The organism is Testudinibacter aquarius, assembly GCF_004342725.1.
GTDB lineage: Bacteria > Pseudomonadota > Gammaproteobacteria > Enterobacterales > Pasteurellaceae > Chelonobacter > Chelonobacter aquarius.
This window is the reverse complement of the sequence record NZ_SMCP01000004.1, coordinates 204,327-225,486: the sequence shown is the minus strand read 5'-3', so window position 1 is coordinate 225,486 and position 21,160 is coordinate 204,327. Positions and strand designations below refer to the sequence as shown.

14 protein-coding genes are annotated in these 21,160 nt (G+C 46.2%); 3 read left to right on the top strand and 11 right to left on the bottom strand.

Annotation, left to right across the window (positions count from 1 at the left end; translation table 11 throughout):
- Positions 1-231 precede the first annotated feature (231 nt).
- The 8 genes from EDC16_RS05705 to glnA all read right to left on the bottom strand — a co-directional run bounded on the left by EDC16_RS05705 (position 232) and on the right by glnA (position 12,416).
- Positions 232-4,887, bottom strand: coding sequence for a hemagglutinin repeat-containing protein (locus EDC16_RS05705; protein ID WP_132966302.1), 4,656 nt, complete (start codon positions 4,885-4,887; stop codon positions 232-234).
- Between the two features lie 40 nt (positions 4,888-4,927).
- The gene (locus EDC16_RS05700) at positions 4,928-6,598 is read right to left on the bottom strand and encodes a ShlB/FhaC/HecB family hemolysin secretion/activation protein (protein WP_132966300.1); all 1,671 of its coding nucleotides are present in this window, start codon (positions 6,596-6,598) and stop codon (positions 4,928-4,930) included.
- 341 nt (positions 6,599-6,939) lie between these two features.
- Positions 6,940-7,371 (bottom strand): Holliday junction resolvase RuvX, encoded by a 432-nt coding sequence (gene ruvX / locus EDC16_RS05695; RefSeq protein WP_132966298.1) that lies wholly within the window; start codon positions 7,369-7,371, stop codon positions 6,940-6,942.
- Positions 7,371-7,931: a YqgE/AlgH family protein gene (locus EDC16_RS05690; RefSeq protein ID WP_132966296.1), complete on the bottom strand. Its 561-nt coding sequence runs from the start codon at positions 7,929-7,931 to the stop codon at positions 7,371-7,373. The genes ruvX and EDC16_RS05690 overlap by 1 nt, the downstream gene beginning before the upstream one ends.
- Positions 7,932-7,951: 20 nt before the next feature.
- Positions 7,952-8,908: a glutathione synthase gene (gshB, locus tag EDC16_RS05685; protein ID WP_132966294.1), complete on the bottom strand. Its 957-nt coding sequence runs from the start codon at positions 8,906-8,908 to the stop codon at positions 7,952-7,954.
- Between the two features lie 11 nt (positions 8,909-8,919).
- A complete protein-coding gene (gene rsmE / locus EDC16_RS05680) occupies positions 8,920-9,654 on the bottom strand; it encodes a 16S rRNA (uracil(1498)-N(3))-methyltransferase (RefSeq protein WP_132966292.1) in 735 nt (244 codons plus the stop codon).
- 115 nt (positions 9,655-9,769) lie between these two features.
- Complete coding sequence (locus EDC16_RS05675; protein WP_132966290.1) at positions 9,770-10,561, bottom strand: TatD family hydrolase; 792 nt, start codon at positions 10,559-10,561, stop codon at positions 9,770-9,772.
- A gap of 436 nt (positions 10,562-10,997) precedes the next feature.
- The gene (gene glnA / locus EDC16_RS05670; RefSeq protein WP_132966288.1) at positions 10,998-12,416 is read right to left on the bottom strand and encodes a glutamate--ammonia ligase; all 1,419 of its coding nucleotides are present in this window, start codon (positions 12,414-12,416) and stop codon (positions 10,998-11,000) included.
- A gap of 284 nt (positions 12,417-12,700) precedes the next feature.
- On the opposite strand from glnA, the gene typA reads away from it, so the two are divergent.
- Positions 12,701-14,551, top strand: coding sequence for a translational GTPase TypA (typA, locus tag EDC16_RS05665; RefSeq protein WP_132966286.1), 1,851 nt, complete (start codon positions 12,701-12,703; stop codon positions 14,549-14,551).
- Positions 14,552-14,699: 148 nt separating this feature from the next.
- Here typA and gpt read toward each other — a convergent pair whose 3' ends face one another.
- The gene (gene gpt, locus EDC16_RS05660) at positions 14,700-15,158 is read right to left on the bottom strand and encodes a xanthine phosphoribosyltransferase (protein ID WP_132966284.1); all 459 of its coding nucleotides are present in this window, start codon (positions 15,156-15,158) and stop codon (positions 14,700-14,702) included.
- Between the two features lie 203 nt (positions 15,159-15,361).
- On the opposite strand from gpt, the gene EDC16_RS05655 reads away from it, so the two are divergent.
- Positions 15,362-16,813 carry an aminoacyl-histidine dipeptidase gene (locus EDC16_RS05655; RefSeq protein ID WP_132966282.1) on the top strand — a complete coding sequence of 484 codons (1,452 nt, stop codon included), beginning with the start codon at positions 15,362-15,364 and terminating at the stop codon, positions 16,811-16,813.
- A gap of 60 nt (positions 16,814-16,873) precedes the next feature.
- Here the strand turns inward: EDC16_RS05655 and EDC16_RS05650 are convergent, their stop codons facing one another.
- Positions 16,874-18,322 (bottom strand): surface lipoprotein assembly modifier, encoded by a 1,449-nt coding sequence (locus tag EDC16_RS05650; RefSeq protein WP_132966280.1) that lies wholly within the window; start codon positions 18,320-18,322, stop codon positions 16,874-16,876.
- A gap of 207 nt (positions 18,323-18,529) precedes the next feature.
- Positions 18,530-20,002 carry a hypothetical protein gene (locus EDC16_RS05645; RefSeq protein ID WP_132966278.1) on the bottom strand — a complete coding sequence of 491 codons (1,473 nt, stop codon included), beginning with the start codon at positions 20,000-20,002 and terminating at the stop codon, positions 18,530-18,532.
- A gap of 309 nt (positions 20,003-20,311) precedes the next feature.
- On the opposite strand from EDC16_RS05645, the gene ubiE reads away from it, so the two are divergent.
- On the top strand, positions 20,312-21,106 hold the full coding sequence (gene ubiE, locus EDC16_RS05640; protein WP_132966276.1) for a bifunctional demethylmenaquinone methyltransferase/2-methoxy-6-polyprenyl-1,4-benzoquinol methylase UbiE: 795 nt from the start codon (positions 20,312-20,314) through the stop codon (positions 21,104-21,106).
- Positions 21,107-21,160: the final 54 nt, after the last annotated feature.

Sequence of the window (21,160 nt, the reverse complement as noted above, 5' to 3'; positions counted from 1 at the left end):
ATTTCCTTAATTAAATATGATAAAAAATAACCAGCGACATAGTATCAAATTAAAAACCGGTACGGAATACCAACTTTAGGGATAAGCTGTTTGAAAAATTGATTGATATGTGTAACGGTTTAGGTTCAATGGATAAAGCGATGGGCTTGGATAGCGTGCAGATTTAGTGAATTGATATGGCTCATAAACACTTATTATTTTGAAACAATGTCTATGAGCCAGAGATTTTAATTAACGCTTGGTGACTTGGTCAATTTCAGAAACCACGTTGCTGCTGTCTTTTTTCACACTGCCATTGATAAGCGGGAATTTTGCGTCTTTTAAATCTTTGACGGCTTCCTGAATCAACAGCGGAATGTTATTGGAGACATCTAGTTCGCCTTGGTAGCGGTTGTGGTGTCCTGCGATATCTTCGACACCAACAGATACCGTGTTAACGTTCGGGCGGCTGTCAGTCGAAGTGATGCTGGCGCCGTTCAATTGGATGTGATTTTTCACATTTAAATTGACTTCACCACTTTGAATCCCTGCAATCGTTGTCACTTCATCTTGCGAAACGATATTGCCGGAGACATTAAAGGTCGATGGTTTCAAGGTTTTTCCGGTCAGTGGGTTATGCTCGGCAAAACCGGCAGCTTCCGCTGCATTATTGACCGCTGTTGTGACTTTTCCTTTCAATTCATCGGTTTTCTTGGTTGAAGGAACGGCCTTCATCACGCCAGTCAGCGCGCCACCGTTTTGCGAATTGGTCAAATTTAGCCCCAAATTAAAACCAACACTTTCTTCAGTATCTTTACGACTTTCAATGGTGAGATTGTTACCAATATCGCCGTTGACGATATTGCCTTTGACTGTCGCGCCGAGTAGTGCCAGATCTTTTTCACTGCCCAATCGAACGTTTTTCCCTTCGAGATGGCTGATCACTTGTGTGGTTTTTGCAGTTTTATCAATGTTGACCGTCAGATTGCCACTGCCGTCTTGGGTTGTTTTTTCTTCACCGCTGACTTTTTTAATGTTGGCATTCGCATTGATCCCAAAGCCCCAGTTGTTTTTGTGCTCGGCATTTTGTTGCGATTCCACCACAATACCACCGTGGTTTGCATTCACCTTAAGCTCATTGGCTTGAATAGTGCTACCGGCGATATGCACCGCATGATCGCTGTTTGCCCCGGCATGGATGGTGGCTTTGTCGGCATTGAGAGTGGTGGCGGTATAATTGACTGCGGCTTGATCGGTGTTTTTGACATTAATACCGAGTTTGAATGAACCGCCAGTAGATGCTTTGTCACCACCGCTGGAGTTTCCACCGGCGCCGATGTTCAGTGACCAGTCGATACCTTTCTCAGAAGAAGACCCCTGAGCGGCTTTGATGACCGCACTTTCGCCGGCTTGTACATTTAAGCTGTCTGTTTTGCCGTTAACGCCTTGCAATACCACATTTTTAGCCGTCAGATTAGCATGCTGCACGGCAATTTCACCGGCTTTTGCCGTGATCGTTTGGGCACTGGAATTATTTGCGCCACCGCCAATGCCGCCTGAACCGGACTTGCTGCTTGGGCTGGTGCCAGCAGAGGCACTGATATCCAAGTTAAAGCCATTTTTATCACTTTGTTTGATATTATTGGCTTGTACCAATTCAATATTGCCTTGTGAGGAGAGCGCTAAAGTGCCCTTTTCTGATTTTAGTGTATTACCTTCCAGCAAGATACCGTCTTTAGCGTTGATTGTAATATCACCGACAGTGTCAAAGCCACCGCTGACCGCCTCAGATGAGAGGCTATTGCTTTCGCTGTGACTGCCTTTTCCTTTCGCTGATACGCTGATGTCCAGTCCGGTGCTGGTGGAAACACCAAGGCTGCCTTCGCCTTTATCCTCAATTGTTTTGCGAACTTCGGTATTGGCGGCAGCCACATTGGCGTAATTTTGGGTGTTAATCACGACGCTGTCAGTGGCTTGATAGTGGGTGGCAACATCACGAACATCATTTGCCGTAGCGTTAATGTTAGCGGCTTGAATTTGGGTACCAAGTGCGGTACTGTTTTCGTTCGTTTCAACTTTTTTACCGCCGCCTAACTTCAGCGTTGTATTGGCATTTGGGGCACCGATAGCACTGACTGAGCCAAATGCGCCGACCGGGTTGCCTTCAGCTAAGCCGTTAACCGCTTTTTCAACCGCACGGGTGACGCCGCTGATATCAACACTGGCACCTACTTCAACATTAACGGTGGTGGTTTCACGTTGCTCTTTTTCACTATTTGTAGCGACATTTCGAATGATGTTATCGGCATTTTCTTGCAATTTACCATTCACCTGATGTTTGCCGCCTTCATATTGTAAGGTGTTTTTGGCATTCAGTGTTAAATCGCCATTAACTTCTGTTGACGATTGAAGTGCGGTTTCAGTGGTTTTGTCGGCATGAACTTTAGTCATTCCGCTTTCTAGGCCGACGGTCACTCGATCCATTCCGCCACCCACATAAACTCCAAAGCTGCTTTTTCCACTGTCGGTTTGTAGACTTTTTTGATCTTGCTGCGCCGTAATATGGATATTTTCTGCATTGACAGTCGCATTACCTTGAGAGGTTTTTAGACTTGATCCCTTAATATTGGCATCGCTGTCAGTAGTCAGCTTCAAGCTTCCGCCTTGTACTTGGCTGCCCAAATGGGTTACTTCATTGCGCGTTTCTTTACTGCTGCTCAGCTCAATACCGACACCGGCACGGTATTGTTTATCGCCATCTTCACGCGCATAAGCCGCTGCTTTGACCTCATCAGTTTTCGTGGTTTTGTTTAACGCCTGCTTCGCACCTTCGATATTGATGTTGCCGACACTTGTTAAATTGAGCTGTTCAACCACATTGATGATGCTGCCGATGACATTGATATCTTGTTTTGCGATAACATCGAAGGTTGCCTCAGAAAGTAGTTCCGCACTTTGGGCTTTTTCCTGTTGTTCATCACTGGATAGTGCATTTTTGGTAATGTTAAACACGGTGCCGTTGCGCTGATTGATAATTTCATGGCTGAAATTGGTTGCATGATCAACGGTCACACTGCCAGCGCCGGATTGGGCATAGCCTCCTTTTTGTGCCTGCACTTTGCTGCCTTGAATATTGACGCCTTGCTCACCATTCAGTAGTACGATGCCTTTGGCTTTGACATCGGAAGCAACTTGCAGTTTATCGCTGCGGTTATTATCGGTGTTGTGCCCGCCACCAATACCACCCCAATAAACTTGGTCGTTGCGGATGACTTTATTATTGCTGATTTGCTGGGTGCCGATTTCGACTTTGCCACTCTCGGAGGTTATCAGCATATCACCGTCTGCCCAAACATCTGCGCCACTGATGCTCACCCCGCTTTTTCCGGTAATCCCTAAATTATGATTAGCCGTCAGCCAAGTTTTTTTCAGGGTTTCGCTTTCGTTGGCTTCGTTCCAGCTGCCGGTTTCCAAGCTTGCGGTGTGGTTACGTTTATTTCCCACATTTATGCTGCGTGATTTCTGTACTGCACCGTCCAGCAACACTTTGCCCCGATCAGCACTGACGGACAAATTTTGGTCGGCGTGAACCGCACTCCCGGTGATCTCCACATTGCCTTCGGTGGCTTTAATCTTGACATTTTCGCCTCGGAAATCATTACCGATCTGACGTTCGTTTTCAGTGATTTGTGTTTGATTATGCACCCAAGAATAGTACCAGTTATGGTCAATATGCTCAGTTTTGTTTTTCAGTTTTTGGCTGTTCAAGTCAATGTTTTTCGAGAGCACTTGAATATCCTTGCCACGTAGTTTAGCAGCGTTGATTTCCACTTTATTCGTGGCATTCAAATGGATCACATCGCCTTGAATTTCCGTTTGATTCCATTGTTGATCTTCAGTGCTGCGCTGTTTCTTGCTCGCGCCGTTGTAAGCGGAGTAGTTGCCGTCCAGCTGCTGCACTTGATTGTTATCCTCAACCTTTCCGCTCACAACCAGATCTTTCGCATTGGTATTGACATTACCTTTGATCTTTGCAGAGACTAAATTAATTACCCCATGTCCTTTGAGATTAAGCCCTGCTTCAGCAGAGGTTTGAATTTCACCACTTAAGTTAACGCCGTTACCTTGCCCAGTGCTGACAATGTTGATTCGACCGGCTTGCATACCACCGACGTAGTAACCGTCCAAATTTTGTTGTTGACTATGAATTCCGGTCACTTGTTTGCTTTGGTAATCCATTTTGTTATGGCCGCTGGCAGCATTGATCTCTTTTGTTGCTTTAATGCTGGCTGAAGCATTAATCTTAGGGGCAACCAGATCCAATACTTCGCTGCCGGATACGCCTTTGCCTTGAATGGTCAGGCTATTGTTATTGCGCGTGCTGTTCAGGGTTTTGATTTGTCCTTCGCTGATTTCAGCCTCGCCGACCACCATGGAAGCTCGTGGAATATTGATAAAGCCACAGCCATCACAAGTAATACCATTCGGATTTGCGAGTACATAATCGGCTGCCATGCCGAAAACCTCTTGCTGACCAAGCAGTAGCGACGGATTGCGACTGACTACCTCGTTTAAAATGACTTTTGCAGCATGATCGGTGATATTTTTATTGGCTTGAACTTGCCCTGCCAGCTGTGATTGCCCATCTTGTGTGGCGTTGTTGAGCACTGCACCGGCGGTATCAACATTATATTTGTCATAAGTGTTGTGTGATAATCCCTGATCATTGGGTTTGACAATATTGATCACGGCAGCACCGTTAGCCGCAGTGCTGACAGACGGCGCAGCATTGCCGCCACCAACAATCGATTGATTAGCATGCGCAATTGCCGTACTTGCACCGGTAATCAACGCAATACTCAATGTACAGCTCAGTTTGCCCTTAAATGACAATTTAAATGATTTCATTCAGAATTCCCTCTCTATTAGAAATTATTTTTAGTGATAATTAAAAAGTTATTGTTATTTTGCCTAAAAATTGGCTTTCATTTTGACGTTTAGGTGAAGAGACAAACCACCCGCGATCAAAAGAAAAAGATCCACTCAATTGCCGGTAAGACAAGTGAATCCCAAAGCTGGTGCCAACCGCACTTTGCCACGCATTTGGCGTATTGCGATTGAAAAGTCGTCCGGCATCAAGCCCGATAAAAGGCGTCAGATTTACCGTTTTATAGGTTGCCGGATAAGATAGAGTATTGCGTAAATACCACCCGTTATCGCTGCTTAAACTAAGCTGGTCAAAACCGCGCAGCGCACTGTTGTCGGTAAGGTCAAAGGTTTCCATTGACGGTAAACGATCGTTTGAATATTGCGCAGCAAAACGGTGTTGCAGTTGAAATTGCCGATCTAAAATAGAGAATGGATATTGCCAGCTGGCACTCAAACCAAATTTGGTAAACTGCGGTTCAGTAATCCGCTGCTTGTTGCTGCGGCTAGCACCGAACAGCGGTAGACCTTGTTGTATTCCCAGATTCAGTGATAAAGTGCCGTGGTCTAAAATCCGCAGGTGATCAAAGGAGAGATCCAACACCGTCAAACGCAAGTTTTGATCGGGGTTGCGGTAATCCAGCAAAACATTACTGTTTTGTTTACGGCTTAAGCTAAAGCTCAAGGTATTGATATGGAATTGATTACGTGACAGTACTCGATCTAAGCGTAGACCAAATTGGCGGCTGGAACCATAATATTTGGCGCCGGAAACCGGCAAACTGACCGCGGAGTCGGAACGCGCAGCAAAGGCACTGAACGTCCAATAACCGTAAGGAATAAAATATAGCCCACTATAGCTGCGGTTGTAGCGACTGGAGCGGTGATCCAAATTTTGGCTGTGGTGCAGTGAAAGAAAGTCAGCGTGCTTGGTCAGATTATCCCAAGAGAAGCCAACTCGCCCAATGAGGCGACCACTGTTTTTCTTGCCGTGGTTATCAACAGTGGTATAAAAACGGAAAGGTGACTGTGCCAGTGCATGGTTTTTCAACACAAGCGTGGAGCCACCGAACTGCTTGCCGGGCAAAATATCAACACTTATTTGTTGTGAAGGCAAGCGATTGAGTTGATCTAAACCTTGATCTAACTCGCGAATATTCAATGGCTTCCCCAACATTGAAGGAAAAATATTCTGCACGCTGCCCAGTGCGGTGTGCTGCTCAAATTCAATACTTTCAACGGTTCCCTCAACGGCGTGCAGACGCAAAGTGCGGGTTTCGTCCAGTGGAGCAAACACCATTCGGGCGGTAATATAGCCACGATCCAAATAGCGTTGGGTCAATTCGCGGATCAGGCGGTTGACATTGGCGTCACTGATACAATTTTCCGGAATTGGTGTTAAAGTTGTGAGATCTTTTTCGTCCAGTAAATGGATTCCAGTGAGTTGTAGTCCGTTAACGGGCAGGCATGCCTGAGAAAAGGAATCGGTTTCTGGTTCAGTGGCAGTGTTGGTTTGTTGACTGGTTTTGAGCAGTTGTTGGTAACGATTTTGCTCAATTTGCTGGTTGATTTCTCGCTCGCTGTTGCGCAGGCTTTGTTCGTGTTGGTTGTTCGTTTCGGCATGGGTAAGGTGGGGCAGTGCTAGCAGCGGCAACAAGGTGTAATACACCTTATGTTTAAAACGTAATGTCATACAAGATACTCAATTTTTTAATATTATTATTAGACTCTATAAGCTATAAATTTAGTAACGTAGTGTTATTAAATTGGGCGCAGAGTATATTATTTGAGAATAACTCTCAATAGAATTTTCCTAAAATATCATTTATCTATAATAAAATAGATAAAACGGCGAAAGTTTACCCGAAAAGATAATAACGTAAAGAAATAACGAAGCGGAAAAAAGGAGTGGTTTGATTATATGGGTAATATATCTATTTGATAAATAAGTAAGCTAAAATCTGTGATTGATCTCACAGATTTTAGTGTAAAGTATGTTATATCACGAAGGTGGATGGTTATCGACTTTAATGATTACACTATTTCATAGCCGCTTTGGGTTTCAAACCAGCTTTCTAAGATAATGCAGGCAGAGATTGAATCAACTTTGCCTTTTTCTAAGGCTTTGTAACCGCGGCGGGAGAAGAGTTTGCTGCGCGCTTCGACGGTGCTGAGGCGCTCGTCGTGCAGGATGACCGGCGTGGCAAATCGACCGTGAATTCGTTGTGAAAACTTTCTGGCACGCTGGGTAATTTCTTGTTCTGTGCCGTCCATATTCAGCGGCAAGCCAACAATAACGACTTGCGGCTTCCATTCGTTCAGGCATTTTCCAATCAAATCCCAGTTGGGAATACCATCGTTGGCTTTAAACGCATTGAGGGCTTGTGCCGTGCCGGTGATGCTTTGCCCGACGGCACAGCCGATACTTTTCACCCCAAAATCAAAGGCAAGTGCGGTAAAGCCCATTACGCATGCCCTACCAGTGCGGTCAAATGAGTCGGCTCGAAACCCAAAGTGCGGTTGGCTTCCAGCCAGCGGCGATCATAAGGCACATCAAACAGCAAACGTGGATTGGATTCCAGCACCAACCAGACATTATCGGCAATCTCTTGTTCCAACTGTTCCGCACGCCAACGGCAGCAGCCTAGCGCAACCAGATATTTTTCCGGGGCATCAGCGCGACCAATGGTTTGCAGCACGTCAGCGGAGGTGGTCATCCAAACTTGATCGGACACCGCATAGCTGTGTTCAAAAGCGGGAATACATTTACTGTGTAAAATAAATCCCCGTTCGAGATTGACCGGCCCACCCATCAGCACAATATCATCTTGTCGATATTCTCGCTGATCAGCAATCAGAAAATTCATTTTGGCAATAATTTCTGCCACACTTAAGTCGGTCACCTGGGTTAGCATAATCCCCATTGCCCCTTCACTATTGTGTTCACAGATATAAATCAGTGCATGTTTGAAAAAAGGGTCTTCCATGCCCGGCATTGCCAGCAAAAAGTGGTCTTGTAATTTCATTGTCATATGGTCCTGCATTGTTATGGCTTATCCTGTAAACGTCGCTCAATCGCATCCATTAACATGCCACTAATCGAAACTTGCGGAAATGCTGCTTCAATTTCACGGATACAGGTTGGGCTGGTGACGTTAATTTCGGTCAGTTTATCGCCGATTACGTCCAAACCGACAAAGATCAACCCTTTTTGTTTTAAATAAGGTGCAACGGTTTTTGCAATCAACCAGTCGCTGTCAGTCAACGGACGTGCTTCGCCACTGCCGCCGGCTGCCAGATTACCACGGGTTTCGCCTTTTTGTGGAATCCGTGCCAAACAGTAGGGCACCGGCTCGCCGTCCACCACTAAAATCCGTTTATCGCCGCTGACAATTTCTGGGATATAAGTTTGCGCCATACAATACTGTTGCCCTAGTTTGGTCAAGGTTTCGATAATTACGGATAGATTCGGGTCGTCTTGTTTAACCCGAAAAATTGAACTGCCACCCATGCCATCCAACGGCTTTAAAATAATATCGCCGTGTTGCTGATGAAACGCCTTGATTCGTGCCGCATCACGGGTGACCAACGTCTCCGGGGTTAACTCGGCAAACCACGCGGTATACAGTTTTTCATTGCAGTCGCGCAAACTTTGCGGTTTATTCACGATTAAACAACCTTGTTGTTCAGCCCGTTCTAAGATATAAGTCGCGTAAATAAATTCAGTGTCAAACGGCGGATCTTTGCGCATTAAAATCACGTCCAATTCAGCCAGTTCCAGCGTCTCTTCGCTGACAAATTCAAACCAATCCTGATAGTCATACCGCACTTTCAGTTCACGCACTCGCGCTTTCGCTACGCCTTTGTGCAAAAACAGATCATTCATTTCCATATAATACAATTGATAACCGCGCGCTTGCGCCTGTTCCAACATCGCAAAACTGGAGTCTTTTTTGATATTGATGGACTGAATCGGATCCATCACAATGCCGAGTTTAATCATGATTTTTTTCCTTATGATAAATCGCCGAAACAGACTTGCAGGGCGGTAATTGCCGCCAACGCAGCGGTTTCGGTGCGCAGCACGCGCTTGCCAAGCAGTACCGATTGAAACTGTTGCTGTTCGGTCATGGCGATTTCGCTTGCCGATAAACCGCCTTCCGAACCGATGAGCAGGCGTACCCCGGCTTCGGGAATCTTGCTGAGCTGACGAATGCTGCATTCGGCGCGCGGATGCAGGTTCAGTTTCAGCATTTCGCTTGTTTCGGCGCACCAATCGGTCAGTTTCATCAACGGGCGGATGTTGGGAACTCGATTACGCCCGCACTGTTCACAGGCCGCAATCGCAATTTTTTGCCATTGCTGAATTTTTTTCTCCATTCGATCCGCATCAAGTTTCACGCCGCAGCGTTCCGACCAGAGCGGTGTGATCACATTCACGCCCAGCTCCACCGATTTTTGAATGGTAAATTCCATGCGGTCGCCACGGGAGATCACTTGCCCTAAATGAATATTGAGATTGGATTCCCGGTCGTCTTCAATTGCGCTGTCTAACCGCACTTTGACTGTTTTTTTACTGATTTCATCAATCGTTGCCGGATAAATATGGTTGCTGCCGTCAAATAATTCAAGCTGCTGTCCGACACTCATGCGCAACACGCGTGCAACGTGATTGACCGCATCGTCGTTCAGCTCACACCGGTGAAGTGCGGTTAAGGGTTCAGGGTGATAAATTCGTGGAATTCGCATAATTAATCGGATTATAGAGATGCCATAACAGAATGATAACACCGATAAAAACAAAACACTAACCGCACTTTGGATTATCCAGTGTACAACATGACATAAGTTCGCTGGTTTGCCGCTAAAAATCAAAAAGTACGCGACTGTTGTGCCAGAGGGTTTCTTGGATTTGTGTCGCTGGCTCATTGCGCAATTCGCTTAGGGTTTGCAGCACTAAAGGCAACCGTTCCGGGCGGTTCGGTTGTCCTTGAAAACCAAGTAGTGGCATATCCGGACTGTCGGTTTCCAACACCAGACTGTCTAACGGCAATTGTCGAATCGCTTCACGGGTTTTGTTGGCACGCGGATAACTGATGGTGCCGCCGACACCGATAAAATAGCCCAGATCGACAAAGCGTTTAGCCTGGTGATAACTGCCGGCAAAGCCGTGCACCACGCCTTTTCTCGGCAATGAAATTCGTTTTAAAAAAGGGTAAAGTTGATCGTGGCTGCGGCGTGAATGCAGGCTGACCGGCAGATTGAAATCGCGCGCCAGATAGAGTTGTGTTTCGAGAAAATGGCACTGTTTTTGCCAAAGTTCAGGCGTGATCAATTCCGCAACCGCTCTTTCCAAACCGATTTCCGCCACAGCTTTGCATAAGTGCGGTTTTGCATTCAATCGCACTTTTAACTGCGCTAAATCTTGCTCTTCGTGCCGCTGAATATACAGCGGATGCAACCCCAAACCATAACAAAGCTGTGCAGGTGCTTGCTCACAAAGTGCGGTCAAGCTGTCGAATTGTTCCGCAACGACCGCAGCAATCAAGATTTTCTCCACGCCAACTGCGCTGGCATCTGTCACAGCTTCGCTCACGGGCTGCTGCAACTGCTGAATCAGATAATCAAAATGGGTGTGGGTGTCGAAAAAGGGCATAGCGGTTCTCTTGTTTAAATAGTGGTACAGTATAAATTTTAAGAATTCCTTCGCCCCTTGTGGGAGAAGGACAGATTTTAGCGTCGTTCAGACGCTAAAACCAGGATTAGGGGGAGTACAAATTTGCTTGATTTCACCCTCATCCGCCCTGCGGGCACCTTCTCCCATCAAGGGAGAAGGGAATAATGTGCTGGTTCACTTATCCCTCAAATCTGCCAATTTAGAATTCCTTCGCCCTTTGTGGGAGAAGGACAGATTTTAGCGTCGTTCAGACGCTAAAATCAGGATGAGGGGGAGTACAAATTTGCTTGATTTCACCCTCATCCGCCCTGCGGGCACCTTCTCCCATCAAGGGAGAAGGGAGTCGTGTCAATATTACGACAAAAGGGCGTATTAACATACGCCCTTATTTTAAATCGTCGGATTTAAACTCAACTTACATCGCATAATACATTTCAAATTCAGCCGGGTGCGGCAGCATTCTTAAACGTTGTACGTCTTTGGCTTTCAACTCGACATAGGCATCAATGAAGTCGCTGCTGAATACGCCACCACGAGTCAGGAAGTCGTGATCGGCTTGCAGGGCTTGCAGGGCTTCTTCCAAAGAACCGGCAACGTGCGGCACTTGTTTCAACTCTTCCGGCGGCAAGTCATACAGGTTTTTATCCATCGCATCGCCCGGGCTTAATTTGTTGATGATGCCGTCCAGACCCGCCATCAAAATTGCTGAGAATGCCAAATATGGGTTGGCACCCGGATCTGGGAAGCGCACTTCGATACGGCGTGCTTTCGGGCTGGAAACCGTCGGAATCCGAATTGAAGCGGAGCGGTTGCTTGCCGAGTAAGCCAACAGCACCGGTGCTTCGTAGCCCGGCACCAAACGTTTGTAGGAGTTGGTGGTCGGGTTGGTGAACGCATTCAAGGCTTTGGCATGTTTAATCACACCGGCGATAAAGTGCAGTGCGGTTTCGGACAAGTTGGCGTATTTATCACCGGAGAACAGGTTAGCGCCGTCTTTGCCCAACGAGATGTGGCAGTGCATACCGGAACCGTTGTCACCGAACAGTGGTTTTGGCATAAAGCACGCTGTTTTGCCGTGTTCGTGTGCCACATTGCGCACCACATATTTATAGATTTGCGTTTCGTCCGCTTTTAAGGTTAGCGTGTTGAAACGACAAGCAATTTCATTTTGACCAGCTGTTGCCACTTCGTGGTGGTGTGCTTCAATCACCAAACCGAACTCTTCCATCAACAAACACATTTCAGAGCGGATGTCTTGGGAAGAATCAACCGGAGGCACCGGGAAATAGCCGCCTTTCACGCCCGGACGATAACCCGTGTTGCCGCCTTCGTATTCGGTGTTGCTGTTCCATGCCGCTTCGATGTCGTCAATTGCAAATGAGCTGGCGCCCATGCCGACCTGAAAACGCACATCGTCAAACAGGAAGAACTCTGGTTCAGGCCCTAATAATACCGTGTCAGCGATGCCGGAGGCTTTCAAGTATTCTTCGGCGCGCAAGGCGATGGAGCGAGGGTCACGATCATAACCTTGCATGGTGGTCGGCTCGTAAACATCACAGCGAATGGTTAAGGTCGGAATCGCGAAAAACGGATCGATAATCGCTGTTTCAGGAATCGGCATCAGCACCATGTCGGATTTATTGATGGTTTTCCAACCAGCAATCGATGAACCGTCAAACATTTTGCCGTCTTCGAAAAAATCGTCATCTACCGCACTTTTAGGAATCGAAACGTGCTGTTCGGTGCCCTTGATGTCGGTAAACCGTAAATCGACAAATTTGACATCATGCTCTTCAATGAGCTTAAATACGTTGGCGATAGCTGCTTGAGACATAACTAAATCCTCTATTGGTTAATGTGAAAAATATAAAAATATTAGGGTTTGTTTGAAACATAACTAAAATATAATCCATAAAAATAAAAAATCAACCTATTTTTTTGCCATTTTATTAGATTTCTTACTAAATGGGCTATTTTGTTAAATTTTCAATATTTAATAGCCGTTTTGTTTGAAAAACGTTATAATTTGCCACCTTCCAATGAATTTTATCTCAAAGCCACCGCATTGACGGTTTTTTGGAATCACTTTTCTTTCACCCAATAAACGAAGATTTTTACATGAATAATGAATTAGATATCAATAAATTGCGCAACATCGCAATTATTGCTCACGTCGACCATGGTAAAACCACGCTGGTTGACAAATTATTGCAACAATCCGGCACACTAGAAAATGCCCGTGGCGACAGCGACGAACGGGTTATGGACTCCAATGATCTGGAGAAAGAGCGTGGCATCACGATTTTAGCCAAAAATACTGCGATTAACTGGAATGGTTATCGTATTAACATCGTCGATACCCCGGGGCACGCCGATTTCGGCGGCGAGGTAGAACGGGTGTTATCGATGGTAGATTCGGTTCTGCTGTTAGTGGATGCTTTTGATGGTCCAATGCCGCAAACCCGTTTTGTAACGCAAAAAGCCTTTGCTCACGGTTTGAAACCAATTGTGGTGATCAATAAAGTGGATCGCCCGGGCGCACGTCCTGACTGGGTGGTCGATCAAGTCTTCGATCTGTTTGTGAATTTGGGGGCGACCGACGAACAGTTGGACTTCCCGATTATCTACGCTTCAGCGTTAAATGGCGTTGCCGGTATTGAACACGAAGATCTGGCAGAAGATATGACTCCGTTATTTGAAGCCGTGGTCAAATATGTTGAACCGCCACAAGTTGAAAGCGATAAACCGTTCCAAATGCAGATTTCACAACTGGATTACAACAACTATGTCGGTGTAATCGGTATTGGTCGCATCAAACGTGGTGCCGTCAAACCTAACCAGCAAGTGACGATTATCGACAGCGAAGGCAAAACCCGCAATGGCAAAGTTGGACAAGTGTTGGGACATTTGGGCTTGCAGCGTTATGAGGCCAATATTGCCAGTGCCGGCGATATTATTGCAATCACCGGTTTGGGTGAACTGAACATCTCCGATACGATTTGTGATGTCAACAGCGTCGAAGCGCTGCCGGCATTGAGCGTGGATGAACCGACCGTCACCATGTTCTTCTGTGTCAACACCTCGCCATTCTGTGGCAAAGAAGGTAAATATGTGACTTCACGCCAAATTTTGGAACGCTTGAATAAAGAGTTGGTGCATAACGTAGCATTGCGTGTGGAAGAAACCGAAGATCCGGATGCGTTCCGTGTTTCCGGTCGTGGTGAGTTACATTTGTCGGTATTAATCGAAAATATGCGCCGTGAAGGCTACGAGCTGGCGGTGTCGCGTCCAAAAGTTATTTTCCGTGAAATTGACGGTCGCAAACAAGAGCCGTTTGAGCAAGTCACGATCGATATTGAAGAGCAGCACCAAGGTTCGATCATGGAAGCATTAGGCATCCGCAAAGGCGAAGTGCGCGACATGGTGCCGGACGGAAAAGGACGCACACGTTTGGAATACATCATCCCAAGCCGTGGCTTGATCGGTTTCCGTAACGAATTTATGACGATGACTTCCGGCACAGGCTTGTTGTACTCCAGTTTCAGCCACTACGATGACGTCAAACCGGGTGAAATCGGACAACGCATCAACGGCGTGTTGATCTCCAACGCCACCGGTAAAGCCTTAGCATATGCCTTATTCAGCTTGCAAGAGCGTGGCAAATTGATGGCGGAACACGGCAGCGAAGTGTATGAAGGGCAGGTGATCGGCATCCACAGCCGTGGCAACGATTTAACCGTTAACTGTTTGCAAGGTAAAAAACTGACCAATATGCGTGCATCCGGTAAAGATGACGCCGTGGTATTAGTGCCGCCGGTACGCTACACCTTGGAACAAGCGCTAGAATTTATCGACGACGACGAACTGGTTGAAGTGACCCCGGTTTCGATCCGAATCCGTAAAAAATTGCTGACCGAAGTCGATCGCAAACGCGCCAGCCGCACAACAACCAGCACCAGCACACGCTAATTCGGGTTTCGTTATAAAACATGCAATTTGCATGTTAAAACTAGGGGCGGATATACAACCTACCCCTAGTTTATCTGATTAATCATCAAATAATAAAACGCCTGATAACATCAGCTATCAGGCGTTTTTCAATTCAATATTCTGCAAATTACTTTCTGGAAAGTGGTGGCACGAAGGTGATGCCCATATCCCAAGGTTGTTCGATCCAAGTATTCTGTGGGATATCAACCACATATTCGTCAACCAGTGGTGCGCCGGACGGTTTGGCGAATACGGTGACGAAGTGAGCTTTAGGGTACATTTGGCGAATGGCGCGGGCGGTGTTGCCGGTATCCACCAAGTCATCAACCACAATAAAGCCTTCGCCATCGCCTTCGGCAGCGTGCAATACTTTCAATTCACTTTGTTGGTCATGGTCGTAACTGGCGATACACACGGTTTCCACATGGCGCAAGCCTAATTCACGTGCGATCACGGCTGTTGGGAACAGTCCGCCGCGGCTGACGGCGATGATGCCTTTCCAACGGGATGCCGGCATTAAACGTTCGGCAAGTTTGCGGGTGTGCATGTGGAACATATCCCAAGTGACAATGTATTTTTCGCTCATAATAAACCCTTGTAAAGAATGAAAATAGTTGCTGGCGATTTGACCAGTATGATTTTAAAAATTGCGATAGGATAACCTGAAAAAAGATTTCATGCTATTATTAATCCCAACTTTCCGTCGATTTTTTTAGGTTTTTATAAGACGGAGCTAGGCGCTTGCAAGGAGCAGGCTTTAGTTTTTATTTTTAGTGCGTGAGGATGATTATGCAACAAATCAAACAGCTTCAACCGACCCTTTTATGGCAGTGGTTTCAACAAATTTGTGATATTCCGCATCCCTCTTATCAAGAAGAGCAACTGGCTGAGCATATTGTTGCTTGGGCAAAACAACAGCAATTGTGGGTGGAGCGCGACCAAGTTGGCAACATTTTGATCCGCAAAGCAGCGACCGCAGGTATGCAGAACCGCAAAAAAGTGGCGTTGCAGGCGCATTTGGATATGGTGCCACAGAAAAATGAAGGCACGGCGCATGATTTCAGCACTGATCCGATTAAACCCTATATCGACGGCGAATGGGTGACCGCAGAAAATACCACTTTGGGGGCAGACAACGGCATCGGTTTGGCGTCGGCGCTGGCGGTGTTGGCCAGTGATGATTTGGCGCATCCGGATTTGGAAGTGTTGCTGACCATGACAGAAGAGAGTGGCATGATTGGTGCCAACGGCTTGCAGCCGAATTGGTTGCAAAGTGAAATTTTGATCAACACCGACACCGAAGAAAACGGGCAGATTTATATCGGCTGTGCCGGCGGAATCGACGGTGATTTGCGTCTTGATCTGGAGGTTGAGGTGAACTCGTTGCCACAGGTTGCTAAGCTGGTGCTGAAAGGCTTGAAAGGCGGGCATTCCGGCGCGGATATTCACACCGGACGTGGCAATGCGATCAAATTGTTGGGACGAGTGTTGGCGCAGTTGCAAGCGCATTTTGATTTCCAATTGGCGGATATCGGCGGCGGCTCGGTGCGCAATGCGATTCCGCGTGAAGCCTTTGCGCTGTTGGCGTTTGACGGCAGCGATGAAAAATTGCAAAGTGCGGTTGCCGTGTTGCAAAACGAGCTGCAAGCGGAACTGGCATTCAGCGAACCGACACTGGAATTGAAATTGGAAGCGGCACAACCGACAGCGCAGGTGATCAATCAAATCAGTACCGATCGTATTATTGATCTGCTCAACACCCTGCCGAACGGCGTAATTCGCAACAGCGACGTCGTGCCTGGCGTGGTGGAAACCTCATTGAGTATCGGGGTGTTGAAACTCAACGGCGAGCAGTTGCAAGTGGTGATTTTGATCCGCTCTTTGATCGAAAGCGGCAAGCACTATGTCTGCTCGGTGTTGGATTCGTTGGTCAATCTGGCAGGTGCAGAGATTGAATTCAGCCATGATTATCCGGGCTGGGAGCCCAATCCGCATTCTGCAATGCTGCCGGTGACGCAACGACATTATCAGCAAATTCTAGGGGAAGAGCCGATAATCCAAGTGATCCACGCCGGCTTGGAGTGCGGTTTAATCAAAAAACACTATCCGAATCTGGACATGGTCTCGATTGGACCGACCATTCGTGGTGCGCATTCACCGGACGAACGAGTGCATATCCCGGCGGTGCAAACTTATTGGACGTTGTTGACCGCACTTTTGGCCGATATTCCACAGGCATAGCCTTGAGAACACAGTCTAGTCTATACAGGGCGAGCGGAAGCGCCGCCCTGATTTCCTTGGCTAAAAGTTTTTCTCAAAAACCAGATGAATATTTTTACTCGAATAGGAATACATTGACGAGATATTACTATCCTGTTTTTTCCACGACAATTGCAGTTTCGGCGTAATGCCCCATAGATGCCAATCACGTTTCCACAGGGTTAAATTCGCACTGTAAATCTTGTCATTGCGTACGTTGCCCAGCGGAATCAATTCACCCAATTTGGCTTGATCTTTATAATTGCGCTGTGCATACGACAGTCCGATGCGCGAAGAAATGCCCCATTGCCACTCTTGTCCCCAGCCGATCCGCAACGTGCGGGTGTTGTTGCTGTATTGCTGCAGCTGAGTTTTTTCACGGTTGTAATCCACACCGAGCGAGAAAAACTGGCGTGGCGTGCGCAGCCACAGTAGCGTGACAGATGCCAATTGGCTGTGTCCGTTCAGATTTTGGCTGTCGTAATAATGTTGTTGTGCGTGTTCCAGTGCGGTCGAGAGTTGCCAGTTGTTGCTCAGCCAACGGTGGTATTCGCCACGCACGCCGTTTGCCCATTTGTACGATTGGTTGCCAAACCAGCGTTTTTCATAAAATGGCAATATCGACCAACTTTGCAGCGCACTTTTGTGGCTGTAGCCGAGGTAAGTGCGGTTGTAAATATCATCGTAAGCGTGATTATCCCAAAAATTCTTGCCGAATAGCTCCGTGCCAAGATGCAAATAGTGTGAGCCACTCAGATTGAAATCCCGCTCTAGACTGAAAGCGTAAGCAACACCGTGCGCCGATTGTGGCAGCATGCTGTCACCTTTGACAAAACCCGTGTTTTCAATTTCGCGAGTGGCGGCAGTGTTGTTGACATTGGTATCACGCAGATAATAGGCACTGAAACTGCTTTGCCAACCGCTGCGTTGTTGCAGGGTATTCAGATAAGAATCGATTAAGGTTGCCACCGTCATAGGCAAATTGACCGCACTTTTGGCTTTTTCAAACTGATCGCGTGCCGCACTGTCTTGGCGGTCGTGAAACAAGGCTTTTGCCAATTCAATCCGCACCGGATTGAGGTCGGGATTCGCGGCTAAAATCTCACGAAAATGCCGAATTGCCAACGGATAATCCTGTGCGATTTGTGCCAACGTCGCTTCCGAAAATTGCACCAAAATTGGATCGTGTTGCGCAAAAGTGCGGTAAATCGCCAACAATTCTTGAATCAATTCCGGATTGCGTTGCTGCAACGCCAAATTCAACCAGTCTTGGGTTAATTGCGGACTTGCCAACAACTGCGCCCGACTGACCCGCAACGGCTGCACCGTACTTTGCCCCGATTTTTCCACTTTTTGCGGCGGCATGGTCGGGTGCGCAATATTTTGAATGCTGTCGGGCGTTGTCGCTTGATTCACGCTGACCGAGGTTTCCGCCACCGCACTTGCTGCACAAAGTGCGGTCACCGAAAAAATATAAAATTGTTTTTTCATTGTTCTGCTCAAAAACAGAGGCGCCAAGTGCGCCTCAAACCATTGCCTAATACAGGGTAAAAGAGGATTCTTAACGATGTATTGAAAACGAGAATTGTAGGAGCGTATTGAATACTCCGATTATGGTTTTTATATTTAATAATTTGATTTTAAAATAAATTTTATTAAAATATATTCAATCCGCTTCTACAGCATGAGGTTAAAAACTTACTTTTTCTCGTGACCAATCATAGTGCTGCCACCAATGCGTCCAACAATTTTTTCAGCATCCGCACCAATCATCATACCCGGATAAACTAATTGATCCTTGCCTTGATAGCCCCCGTTTATACCTGTGAATTCAACTTCGACATAGCCGTCACCACCGAATTGAATAATGCCGTCTTTGCTGTAAATTGGGTTGTCAGTAAAGGTGATGTTGCCTGGAGCTGTAATTGGATTATCATCTTTTTTAATCCCTTGACCCGAGACAGTGGCTTTGCCAAAATCAGCGATTAAGGTAATATCATAGCTGTCCAACCATCTTTCTAAGCCCGGCGCTGCTTTCACGTCATAGGTTTTTTTCACATCTAATTTTTGATAGTCAGATAATCTCTCTGCTGGCGTGCCTTGACCGCCATATAATAGTGTGGAACTTCTGATCTCTTGCCCATCAATAGCGCCTGAGGCTGAAATTTCAGCTAAATAGGCATCGTTTTCACTATAACGATAGGTTGTATAAACCATATCGACAGCTTTTCCGTCAACCGTTTGCTTAACGGTATAGCTATTTAAGCGACTATCATTAGGTTGAGGCAATATACCGGATGTAGCTGGCGCAAATAAGAATTTGCGTAAACGTTCGTCTGTATTTGTTGCCGGTTGTAAAAGATAATCGAGTGAAAGATTCAGTAATTTTTGCTCTTCTTCTCCGGATATTCTTTTGCCATTTTTATCGAATACACGAATCCGTGAATCCATTGCATAACCTGTAATTGGATTGATATTGGTTTCTCTAAGTTCTGTGATTTGTTTGTTTAACTCAGTAATACTTTTCTGTAGATTCGCTAAAGTTTGTTTGTTAGATTCAGTTTCTGATTTTAAGGCTTGCAATTGTTGGTTGGCAGTCGCTAAGTTTTTTTCGCTTTCAGTGAGCGCAGCTTTTTCTTGTGTAAGTTGCTTTTCCAGTTGTGCTAATTGTTTATTTTTTTCAGCATCGGCAAGTTGGTAATCAGTTTTTATTTTTTGAATTTCTGCGGTGGTTTGCTGGATTTTTAATTCGGAGGCTTTAACCGCACTTTGTGCTTGTTGTAGTTGTTGTGCAATTTGCAGCGCTTTTTCTTCGGCAACCGTTTTTTGTTGTTGCGCAGCTGCTACTTGCGCTTCCGCTTGCTTAACTTTTTCCTCCGCCGCTTTAACTTGGGCGGCTTTATCGCTTTCTGCTTTAGTTTGGGCGTTTTGCGCATCTTTTGCTGCTTGTTGCGCGATGGCGAGTTGTTTTTCTGCCGCTGTTTTTTGTTGTTGTGCTAATTCGGCTTGCTTTTTGGCTGCTGCTAATTGTTCTGAGCTTTGTTCGGTTTGCGTTTGGTCTGTGGTATTAGTCGTTGATTTATTACTGCTTGAGCCTCCCGACGAGCCGCAAGCTACTGCGCCTAAAGAGATTAAAATGGCAAGTGCGGTGGTTTTTATGGTGGGTTTCATATTGGGTTCCTTACTGGGTTAAAATTGGCAAAAGCGTGATATTTGCTCATTTTTGCTATGAAAACGGCAAAAAATCATGAAACTTTCTCAGTTTAAAAAAAAAAAAAAAAAAACAACGCTTTAGCGATTTTTTGTCAGTTTTTTTGATCTATGTCACTTTTTTTAGTGATCTTTGTTTTAGAAAAAGAGCCGTTTGTTGAACTTCCACAATCGGTGGATTTTTTTCTGCTGCAATGATCAACCTCGCGGTGGTTTTGTGCTAAAGTGAGGCAAGTTTAATTCACTCAGAAAATGGCGATGAAGCAAGATATGAACCAATCACAAAATCCAAACGATAATCCACTCAATGTGACGCAGCCTCAAGCGGAAACCACCCATTTTGGTTTTAAAACCGTTGGCAAGGCAGAGAAGCAGCAGTTGGTTGCCAATGTGTTTCATTCGGTAGCTGGCAAATATGATTTGATGAATGACTTGCTGTCATTTGGTGTGCATCGAGTTTGGAAACGGTTCACCATTGATTGCAGTGGGGTTCGCAAAGGACAGAACGTGTTGGATTTGGCTGGCGGAACCGGCGATTTTAGCGCTAAATTTTCACGGATTGTGGGTGCCGATGGGCGTGTGGTGTTGGCCGATATTAATGATTCAATGTTGCAGGTCGGGCGCGAAAAATTGCGAAATTTGGGCGTGGTCGGCAATGTGGAATATGTGCAGGCAAATGCCGAAGCGCTGCCGTTTGCCGATGCCAGTTTCGATTGCATTATCATCAGTTTTGGCTTGCGCAACGTGACGGATAAAGACAAGGCGTTGCGGTCGATGTATCGGGTGTTGAAACCGGGCGGGCGTTTGCTGGTGTTGGAGTTTTCCAAACCGATTCTTGATCCGTTAAGCAAGTTGTATAACTTCTATTCATTTAATATTTTGCCGAAAGTGGGCGAAGTGGTGGTCAATGATGCGGAAAGTTATCGTTATTTGGCAGAATCGATCCGAATGCACCCGGATCAGGATACGCTGAAAACAATGATGGGCGCAGCCGGTTTTGAAAATGTGGACTATTACAATTTGAGTGCCGGGATTGTGGCGTTGCATCGAGGCTATAAATTTTAGAGGCTACAAATTATAAACAAAGATCAACAGACCCTAGCAAGTGTTAGATTAAAA

Excerpts from the sequence above, each read along its gene's own strand:
- EDC16_RS05705 (WP_132966302.1), bottom strand. The coding sequence starts at position 4,887 with ATGAAATCATTTAAATTGTCATTTAAGGGCAAACTGAGCTGTACATTG.
- EDC16_RS05700 (WP_132966300.1), bottom strand. The coding sequence starts at position 6,598 with ATGACATTACGTTTTAAACATAAGGTGTATTACACCTTGTTGCCGCTG.
- ruvX (WP_132966298.1), bottom strand. The coding sequence starts at position 7,371 with ATGGGCTTTACCGCACTTGCCTTTGATTTTGGGGTGAAAAGTATCGGC.
- EDC16_RS05690 (WP_132966296.1), bottom strand. The coding sequence starts at position 7,931 with ATGAAATTACAAGACCACTTTTTGCTGGCAATGCCGGGCATGGAAGAC.
- gshB (WP_132966294.1), bottom strand. The coding sequence starts at position 8,908 with ATGATTAAACTCGGCATTGTGATGGATCCGATTCAGTCCATCAATATC.
- rsmE (WP_132966292.1), bottom strand. The coding sequence starts at position 9,654 with ATGCGAATTCCACGAATTTATCACCCTGAACCCTTAACCGCACTTCAC.
- EDC16_RS05675 (WP_132966290.1), bottom strand. The coding sequence starts at position 10,561 with ATGCCCTTTTTCGACACCCACACCCATTTTGATTATCTGATTCAGCAG.
- glnA (WP_132966288.1), bottom strand. The coding sequence starts at position 12,416 with ATGTCTCAAGCAGCTATCGCCAACGTATTTAAGCTCATTGAAGAGCAT.
- typA (WP_132966286.1), top strand. The coding sequence starts at position 12,701 with ATGAATAATGAATTAGATATCAATAAATTGCGCAACATCGCAATTATT.
- gpt (WP_132966284.1), bottom strand. The coding sequence starts at position 15,158 with ATGAGCGAAAAATACATTGTCACTTGGGATATGTTCCACATGCACACC.
- EDC16_RS05655 (WP_132966282.1), top strand. The coding sequence starts at position 15,362 with ATGCAACAAATCAAACAGCTTCAACCGACCCTTTTATGGCAGTGGTTT.
- EDC16_RS05650 (WP_132966280.1), bottom strand. The coding sequence starts at position 18,322 with ATGAAAAAACAATTTTATATTTTTTCGGTGACCGCACTTTGTGCAGCA.
- EDC16_RS05645 (WP_132966278.1), bottom strand. The coding sequence starts at position 20,002 with ATGAAACCCACCATAAAAACCACCGCACTTGCCATTTTAATCTCTTTA.
- ubiE (WP_132966276.1), top strand. The coding sequence starts at position 20,312 with ATGAACCAATCACAAAATCCAAACGATAATCCACTCAATGTGACGCAG.